Origin of the sequence: Vreelandella arctica (assembly GCF_037070215.1) — a bacterium.
Taxonomy (GTDB): Bacteria; Pseudomonadota; Gammaproteobacteria; order Pseudomonadales; family Halomonadaceae; genus Vreelandella; species Vreelandella arctica.
Genome location: NZ_JBANSN010000060.1, coordinates 1 through 8,752, shown reverse-complemented (window position 1 = coordinate 8,752; position 8,752 = coordinate 1). Strand labels below are relative to the sequence as shown.

8 protein-coding genes are annotated in these 8,752 nt (G+C 60.8%); 2 read left to right on the top strand and 6 right to left on the bottom strand.

Features of this window, described 5'->3' with window-relative positions; translation table 11 throughout:
- Positions 1 to 209: 209 nt before the first annotated feature.
- Genes V8L70_RS22150 through V8L70_RS22130 form a run of 5 tightly spaced genes read right to left on the bottom strand, consistent with a single transcriptional unit; the run spans position 210 to position 6,011 of the window.
- On the bottom strand, positions 210 to 1,700 hold the full coding sequence (locus V8L70_RS22150; protein WP_101146659.1) for a tripartite tricarboxylate transporter permease: 1,491 nt from the start codon (positions 1,698 to 1,700) through the stop codon (positions 210 to 212).
- A gap of 4 nt (positions 1,701 to 1,704) precedes the next feature.
- A complete protein-coding gene (locus tag V8L70_RS22145; RefSeq protein WP_101146660.1) occupies positions 1,705 to 2,193 on the bottom strand; it encodes a tripartite tricarboxylate transporter TctB family protein in 489 nt (162 codons plus the stop codon).
- Between the two features lie 12 nt (positions 2,194 to 2,205).
- A complete protein-coding gene (locus V8L70_RS22140) occupies positions 2,206 to 3,192 on the bottom strand; it encodes a tripartite tricarboxylate transporter substrate binding protein (protein ID WP_336270608.1) in 987 nt (328 codons plus the stop codon).
- Positions 3,193 to 3,248: 56 nt separating this feature from the next.
- Positions 3,249 to 4,835, bottom strand: a complete 1,587-nt coding sequence (locus V8L70_RS22135) for an aldehyde dehydrogenase (NADP(+)) (protein ID WP_101146661.1) — start codon at positions 4,833 to 4,835, stop codon at positions 3,249 to 3,251.
- A 42-nt stretch (positions 4,836 to 4,877) separates the two neighbouring features.
- The gene (locus V8L70_RS22130) at positions 4,878 to 6,011 is read right to left on the bottom strand and encodes an iron-containing alcohol dehydrogenase (protein ID WP_101146662.1); all 1,134 of its coding nucleotides are present in this window, start codon (positions 6,009 to 6,011) and stop codon (positions 4,878 to 4,880) included.
- 118 nt (positions 6,012 to 6,129) lie between these two features.
- Between V8L70_RS22130 and V8L70_RS22125 the strand changes: the two genes are divergently transcribed.
- Positions 6,130 to 7,101 carry a LysR family transcriptional regulator gene (locus V8L70_RS22125; RefSeq protein ID WP_101146663.1) on the top strand — a complete coding sequence of 324 codons (972 nt, stop codon included), beginning with the start codon at positions 6,130 to 6,132 and terminating at the stop codon, positions 7,099 to 7,101.
- Between the two features lie 12 nt (positions 7,102 to 7,113).
- On the opposite strand, the gene V8L70_RS22120 is transcribed toward V8L70_RS22125, so the two are convergent.
- On the bottom strand, positions 7,114 to 8,154 hold the full coding sequence (locus V8L70_RS22120) for a zinc-dependent alcohol dehydrogenase family protein (RefSeq protein ID WP_101146664.1): 1,041 nt from the start codon (positions 8,152 to 8,154) through the stop codon (positions 7,114 to 7,116).
- Positions 8,155 to 8,388: 234 nt separating this feature from the next.
- On the opposite strand from V8L70_RS22120, the gene V8L70_RS22115 reads away from it, so the two are divergent.
- A partial coding sequence (locus V8L70_RS22115; protein ID WP_431313238.1) for a transposase occupies positions 8,389 to 8,752 on the top strand: 364 nt, incomplete at its 3' end.

Genomic DNA, 8,752 nt, shown 5'->3' with positions numbered 1-8,752 from the left:
AAAGGGCTGCGTTCTGGCATTACTCAACAGCCACTCGCGCTGAAGAGGCGAATCCTGATAAGCAATGCCAACAGCCAGTACCTTCAGACCGCTCAATCAGCGCCCTCGTGAATAAGGCGGGTTAAAGACAGGGTTGACGAGCAGTGTGTACATTGTTTTTGTAGTTTCTTTGATGGCCTGAACACCTCCTTTAGTGCGCTGTTTATGCGTTAACGCGGGGCCGTGGCCCATCGCGTTAAACGTATCAACGACGGCAACAGCCAGATCATGATCACCAGCGCGCCCAGGCTGGCGCTGATGGGCCTGGAGAAGAAGGCCAACAAATCGCCATTGCTGCGGATCATCGCGCTCATGAAGCTCTTCTCCAGCATCCCTCCGAGCACCAACCCAAGAATGATGGGCGCTGCCGGAAAGCCTGCGCGCCCCAAACCGTAGGCCGCGACCCCAGCCCCCAGCATGAGCATGACATCGACCGTCGAATTGTTGATGGAGTATGCCCCGACAATGCAAAAGGCCAGCACGATAGGCATGACGATTCGGGTGGGGGTGGCGACGAACCCTTTGCCCAGGCGAATGGCGACATATCCCACGGGCAACATCACTAAGTTGGCGACGATGAACACCATGAACAGCGCATAGACCATGCTGCCCCCCTCCATGAAGATGGCGGGCCCAGGGTTCATGCCCTTCATGTACAGCACGCCGATGACCACGGCAGTAATCGTGTCGCCAGGAATACCGAAGACCAGCGCCGGAACCCAGGAGCCACTAACCGCGGCATTATTGGACGAGCTGGTTTCCACGATGCCTTCCGAGTGCCCCGAACCGAACTTTTCTGGCGTGCGCGAAAACTTCCGACTGACGGCATAGGAGACCCAAGCGGCAATGTCGGACCCCGCACCGGGCAACACCCCGATCAAGCTGCCCGTGCCGCTACCGCGCAGCACGGATTTCCAGTACTTGCGTAGCGAAGGCTTGACCTCACCGAACACGCTGCCGGTGTCTTTCACCGTCACCGCCTGCGTATCGGCGGGCTTGGCGGTGAACCTCATGACTTCGGCAATCGCAAAGAGGCCGATCATCACCGGAATGAAATTGACCCCGCCCATCAGGTCCGTCACGCCGAACGTAAAGCGCGGCGACCCCGTAGTGGAATCCAGCCCCACCGTCGCCAGAGAGAGTCCGATACACAGCGATAGCACGGCTTTCAAGTGCGAACCCGGCGATATGAAGACCGCACAGCTCAGGCCCAGCAGCGCTAACCAGAAGTACTCGAATGCACTGAAATTGAGCGCGAACTCTGCGAGAGAGGGGGCCACGAAGATCAGTACGAGGGTGCCAACGATGCCGCCCGTGACGGAACACACCAGGGCAATGCCCAGGCACTCGCTGGCCTTGCCTCTTTGCGAAAATGCATAGGCTTCATCGACATAAGCTGCGGAAGAAGGCGTGCCGGGAATGCGAAGGTAAGCGCCGGGAATATCGCCGGCGAAGATGGTCACCGCCGCAGTGGTGACCATCGCCGCAATAGCGGGGATAGGCGCCATGAAGTACGTGACCGGCACCAGCAGCGCCACGGCCATGGTCGCCGTTAGTCCGGGAATGGCACCCACGAACATACCAAAGGCTGCCGCCGCCAGAATCACGACCAACGTTTGCAGATTGAAGACCAGTTCGGCACCACTAAGAATAGCGTCCATACAATTATCCGTTAACGAGCGTGCCCAGGGGTAAAGGCACCCTGAGCATGTAAACGAAAGCGACCCAGATCGCTGCCGCCGTCAGCAGTGCCATCACCAGCGCCAGCCAGGGCCGCACGCCGCTCACTAGCATGAGCAAGGCGACCAGAAGCGCCAGCGTCAGAAGCGCCCCCAGAGTGTCGGCCAATAGCAAATAGCCAATGACCAGCCAGACGGGTAGGAACAGACGATGAAAGTTCAAGGCTGTCGCTTTGAGGTTCACTGGGCGAGAAACGGTGAAGCACTGCATGACGGGGCGAAGGTTGGCTAACGCCAGCCAGGCGCCGCCCACGACCATGGCATAGCCGATGATAAGCGGGAACAGCGCGGCGCCGTAGCGCTGGCCGGGCAAGGTGGGAAAGCCTTGGGCCTCCATGACGATGAAGAGGCCCAACGCCGCCACCACACCCCCTGAGAAACACTCACCGAGCGTTTGCGAAGAGCGATTGAGCATGGCGACGATACCCTAGCGTTTGAGCCCGAGATTCTCTACGACATTGCCCATCAGGGCGTCGGTCTCTTGCATGAAGTCCGCAAAGTCGGCCGAATCACGCCATACCGCGCCGAACCCCTGCTGCCTCATGAAGTCTTGATAGATATCGCTTTCAGAGGCGTTCTCCAGCGCGGCTTCTAGTGTTGCGACGACCTCCTCGTCCATGCCCGCAGGCCCGCCAATGCCACGCCACTCGCCAAGGGTGTAATTGGAATTGATCTCTTCTTTCAGCGTGGGAACGTCTGGAAAAACGGGGTTACGCTCAGGGGCCATGATGGCGAGGGATTTGACGCGTCCGGCATCGATCATGGCGCGTGCTTCGGGTACTGACGTAGGCGCGATATCGATACCGCCGGCCACCAGATCGACCATAGCAGGAGCTGCCCCTTCACTGGGAATCCAGCGCACGGCGCGCGGATCGATCTCCTGGTCGACCAGCATCCCCCCAAACGACACGTGCCAGATACCGCCCTGGCCGACGCCAGAGGCTTTGAAGGTACCCTCTGGTTGGGAGCGAATGGCCTCGATCAATTCGCCCAAGCTGGCGTAGGGCGATTCGGCGCTGACCTGAACCCCCGCATAGTCATAATTGACCTGGGCAATAGGGGTAAAGTCTGTGTAATCGAGCGCCGTCAGGCCTTGCCAGTGCATCATGCTGATCTCGCCGGTCATCATGCCGATGGTGTAGCCATCCGGGGCCGCATTGGCAAGCACGGTATGACCCACGACGCTGCCGCCACCGGCTCGATTGACCACGTTGACCGGTTGGCCGAGCTCCTGCTCGAGCGCCACTGCAATCGTTCTTGCGATCGAATCGGTGCCTCCTCCGGCGGCCCAGGGGACGATCATCTGGATCGGGCGTTCAGGATACGCTGCATGCGCATGAAGCGCCGATAAGCTTAATGGTAAAATCAAGGCACTTAGCGTGATACGTTTTAGAGTTGGCGTTTTGAACATCATTTTTATAGAACCTATGTTGTTTTATTGTGGAGATGTGCTGCGCGTGAACCGGCGTGCTAACCGAGTGAGTCTCGGCTGAGCTGCCCGTTGACCAAGCGCGTCAACCCTAATGGATTGGCGTTTTGCAGGGCGCTCGGCAGGAAGGCATCGGGGTAGTTCTGGAAGCAGACGGGGCGTAGATAGCGGTCGATTGCCAGCGTGCCGACCGAGGTTCCCCTGGCATCGGAAGTCGCTGGATAAGGCCCCCCGTGAACCATCGCATCGCACACTTCCACCCCCGTGGGATAGCCATTGAGCAGCAGGCGCCCGGCGCGATGTTCTAGCTGCGTCATCATCGCCGCGTGGGCGGAGAGGTCTTCCGGCTCGGCCTGCAGGGTGATGGTCAACTGCCCCTGCATGATCTCGAAATAGCGCGCCAGCGTTTCGGTATCCGGTACCGTCACGACGATGGTAGTCGGCCCAAAGACCTCGTCTTCCAGCGGACGATCCGACCTAAAGAGAGCATCGGGCGTCGCGCGGAACAGCTGCGCCCGTGCACGACCCGGCCCGGCAGTGCCCCCGGTGAGCTGAGTGACTTCGGGCAGCTCGGCGAGCCGCGCGACGCCCTGCTGATAGTGCTCCAGGGTTTGACGGTTGAGCATGACCTGCTCATCGGCACTCGCCAGGGCGTCGCCCAACGCGGCAATGAACTGCTCCGTTTCCGGGGAGTCCACCGCCAACACCAGCCCGGGGTTGGTGCAGAACTGGCCGCACCCCAGGGTCACCGACGCCGCTAGCTCAGTGGCGATGCGCTCACCTCTTTCTCGCAGCGCCGCCGGCATCAGCCAGACAGGGTTGATGCTCGACATTTCGGCAAACACCGGGATGGGCTCCGGGCGTTGCGCGGCCATATCACACAGCGCCCGCCCCCCTGACAGCGAACCGGTAAAACCCACCGCCTTGATACCCGGTGCCTGTACCAGGTCTTTACCGACCCCACTGCCATAGATCATGTTGAACACGCCTGCAGGCATGGCGGTGCTGCGTGCCGCTCGCTCGATGGCCTGTGCGACCCATTCGGCGGTCATCATGTGGCTGGAGTGGGCTTTGACCACGACGGGACAGCCAGCGGCCAGCGCCGAGGCGGTATCACCCCCCGCCACGGAAAACGCCAGCGGAAAGTTACTCGCCCCAAAGACCGCCACCGGCCCAAGCCCCATCTTGACCTGACGTAGGTCGAGACGCGGCATGGGCGTGCGCTCGGGTAGCGGCAGATCGATGCGCGCGCCCAAAAAGTCGCCTCGACGCAACACCTCGGCAAACAGTCTTAACTGCCCGCTGGTACGTCCCCGTTCACCGTTGATACGGGCAGCGGGTAGTGCCGTCTCACGCACGACGTCATTGATGAAGTCATCGCCCAGCGCGTCGAGCTCGTCGGCAATCGCCTCCAGAAACAGCGCCCGCGCTTCTGGCGAGAGCTGTCGAAAATCTGGGTAAGCCTCAGAGGCGGCCGCTACCGCCTGCTCGACCTCTTCCACCGTCGCCTGAAAGTAGGCCAGATCATGGTGGCTACCATCCGCGGCGGCGACGCTGGCCAGCGACGCTTGGCCCTGGCCGCTGCGCTCGCCGCCAATGAACTGCTGGCCGGTCAACGTGGTACTCATACTTTGCTCTCCCGATGGTTCAGAGGAATCGCTCGCCGAGGTTTACAGCGAACATTCGAGAAGGTGGCGGTAGTCGTTGGCGCTGGCATCGATGGGATTGGTCTTGTGGCTATGATCCGCCAGCGCCCCCTTGATGATGTCGTCGAACATGGCCGAGGTAATGCCGAGCTCGCCCAAGCCAGTGGGTAGGTTCAAACGCTTAGTCATTGCCTGCATGGCGGCCGCCACGTCCTGGCCCGTTGGCAAGTTCATCGCCTGCGCCATCCGCGCCAACTTGTCCTCCTTGATCATCGTGTCGGCCTGGGCGTTGAAGCGGATCACCGCAGGCAGCAGGATGGCGTTCAGGGTGCCGTGGTGCAGCGACGGATTGAGTCCACCCAGCGAGTGGCTCAGGCTGTGCACGCAGCCAAGCCCTTTTTGAAAGGCCAGCGCGCCCTGCATGGAGGCACTCATCATGTTCGTGCGCGCCTCGCGGTTGCCCGGCTCGCTGACCGCTGTTTCGATATGTGCCCAGGCGCGCCGCAAGCCATCCAGGGCAATGCCATCTGCCGGAGGATTGAACGAGGGAGCCATGAAGGTTTCCATGCAGTGCGCGATGGCATCGATGCCCGTCGCAGCAGTCATGCGGGCAGGTAAGCCAAGCGTCAGCTCGGGATCGCAGATCGCCAGCTTGGGCACCACGTGGGGCGACAGCACGCCCACCTTGCGGCCATCGTCGAGAATCAGAATGGCCCCACGACCGACTTCGCTGCCGGTGCCTGCCGTTGTCGGAATGGCAATCACCGGAGCGGTTGCCGACGTGATCCGTGACATGCCGCCTTCGATGACGGCGAATTGGCGCAGCGGTCCGGGATGCGCCACGCTCACCGCCACCCCCTTGGCCAGATCGATGGGCGAACCACCGCCCAGCGCGATCACACCATCGCACTGCTGGGACTGGTAAAACGCCACCGCCTCGCGTACCGCGCCCTCGTTCGGGTTGGGCGGCGTCTTGGTAAAAACGGCGGCGGGATGATCCAGGACACGCTGAATCCGTTCCAGCAGCCCCGCTTGTTGAATACCCTCATCTGTTACAATCAATGGGCGATGGATGCCCAGGCGGTTGCATTCGTCTTGCAGTAGCTCGACGCTGCCGTCGCCGAACTGAACTTGGGTCACGTAATTGATCAGTGCCATAGCGTGTTGTCGTCTTTGTTAATTATTCGGAAATAGAGAGTGACTTTCTGCATTGACTATATTCACGGGGCCCAGCGCTGGATAATGACAACCTCTGATAGCGGTATAACGAAAATTCATGTCTACACTAACGTCGATCATCTCCCGCCTACGCATGCGCCACTTGCGTCTGCTGATTGCCTTGCATGAACATGGCACGGTGCAGAAAGCGGCCGAATCCGTGGCGCTGACCCAGCCTGGGGCCACCAAGGCTCTCAACGAAATCGAAGCCATGTTGGACGTTCAGCTGTTTCAACGTACCCATAAGGGGCTGGAAACGACGGACATGGGACTCTGTGCGGTGCGCTATGCACGGCTGATCAATACGGACCTAGCCCACTTTCATGAAGAGTTGGAAAGCATGCAGCAGGGCCGGGGTGGCCGACTGGCGGTGGGCTTGATCATGGGGGCCGTCCCCCTGATTTCGGCGGCATTGTCAAGGGTTCGTAGCCTGCAGCCAGCAATCTCCATCGAGATAGTCGAGGATACCAGCGCACGCCTGCTCAACTTACTTGACCGCGGTCGACTCGATGCCGCCATCTGCCGGTCGCGAGTCAATCAAAGGCCGCACCTGTACACCAGTCTGGACATCCACGAGGAGGAGCTGGCGGTCATCTGCCACCCTGACAATCCGCTCGCTCAGCGCTCAGCGCTGACATTGATCGATTTAGCCAACACCTCGTGGATCGTGTATCCCGCCAACATGCCGATGCGGCTGCTGCTGGAACGCGAGTTTCACGAGGCCAAGATACCGTTTCCGCTCTACCCTATCGAAACGGCTTCTGCGTTCACGAGCATTTCGATGCTTCGCCATGACCGGGCATCCGTCGCGCTCATGTCCGTCGATGCCTCGACTCCCTTCGTCGACGCTGGCATGGTTTACAGGCTACCCATACGTTTACGCTCACGTAGCGAGCCCTACGAACTGGTCACCCGCAAAGGGGCTAGCCTGTCGCCCGCTAGCCAGCTCTTCATGAAGGAAGTCGCGTTAGTCGGTAATTTGAATGTGGATGCCGACACCCATATCGAAGAATTACGTGGCAACAGCTAGCGGAGCATCGGCTCAAAACTCCGTCACCACGGTGACCCCCACGCCTTCGAACTTATCCATATCGATCAACGCCTGCACCGACTCCTCCAGCGTGATGCGGCGGCCAATCAGCCGCTCGGGCGCCAGTTTGCCCGACTGGATCATCGCCAGCATGTCGCCGTAACGGTGCGCCTGCATGCCGTGGCTACCGAGAATTTCCAGCTCGTTGGCGATCACTTTGCTCATCGGCACGGCGGGCGTACTGTGGTCCGCCAGCATCAGCCCCACCTGGACATGCTTGCCGCGCTTGCGCAAATTGCTGATGGAGTTGAAGCAGGTGGTGGGATGGCCCAGCGCGTCCAGCGAGACGTGCGCACCCCCTAGGGTGATCTCGGCCACCGCCTCCACCACGTCGGCCACCTGATTGGCATTCACCGTGGCCACCGCCCCTAGCTGGCGCGCCAGTGCCAGGGCCTGCTCGGAAATATCCACCGCCACCACGTTCGCGCCTGCCGCGCTGGCGATCATGATGGCCGACAGCCCCACGCCGCCGCAGCCGTGCACGGCCACCCACTGACCCGCCGACACACGGACCTGGCCTACCACCGCACGAAAAGAGGTCACGAATCGGCAGCCCAGGCTGGCGGCGGTATCGAACGTCAGGGTGTCCGGCAGCGCGACCAGATTCACATCGGCGTAGTGAATGCTCACATACTCGGCAAACGAGCCCCAGTGGGTGAACCCTGGCTGAAACTGGTGATCGCACACCTGATGGTGGCCTGCATGGCACTCCAAGCAAGTGCCGCAGCCGCCCACGAACGGCACGGTCACACGATCCCCGACCCGCCACTTCGTCACGTCCTTGCCCACCGCCTCCACCACGCCGGACAGCTCGTGCCCCGGCACATGGGGAAGTCGGATATCCGGGTCGTGGCCCATCCAGCCGTGCCAATCACTGCGGCATACGCCGTTAGCCATCACCTTGACCACGACGCCGTGGGGTTCGGGAGTCGGATCCGGCACCTGCTGAATAGTGGGCGGGGTAGAGAACTGCTCGAATACGACGGCTTTCATGGGCCACTCCTGAACGTTTAGGCTGCGGATTCGCTAACACTACTATAGCGAGCCTGGTCTGAAATGAGCTTTCCATATCGTGGACAACACTCATCAATGTGAAGCACTCTTTCTCTTTATAGTGTTGAGCCCGGCTTATTCATGAGGCCGGCCCGAAAACGAAGATAGCGGATGGTATTCTCTTGAAAATTCAGTGTGTTCCGCCAAGAATCTGAACCAAGAGAGCCATCCGCTATGGATGAAAGCCTATCCACCTGGACGCCCTCATGCAACGGCGCTGTCCGTGTTGAGCTGAGCGGCCAGCGCACTACCAGCGACAGCGGCGCTCTGCTGTTGCGTGAGGCCCTCGACAACAGCGGCGTGATTGAGGCGCTGGAAGACAATCTGGTCGATCGACGCCACCCGCTGCGCATCCTTCATTCGCTGGCCAGCCAGTTGCGTACCCTGGTGCTGCAGCGTGCGATGGGCTGGATCGACCTCAGCGATACCGACACGCTGCGCCGTGATCCGCTCTGGCAGCTGGCCTGCAGCGATGCGCGCGGGACAACGCCCCTGGCCCAGGACCGGCCCTCTCAAGCCACGCTGTCGCGGCTGCTGA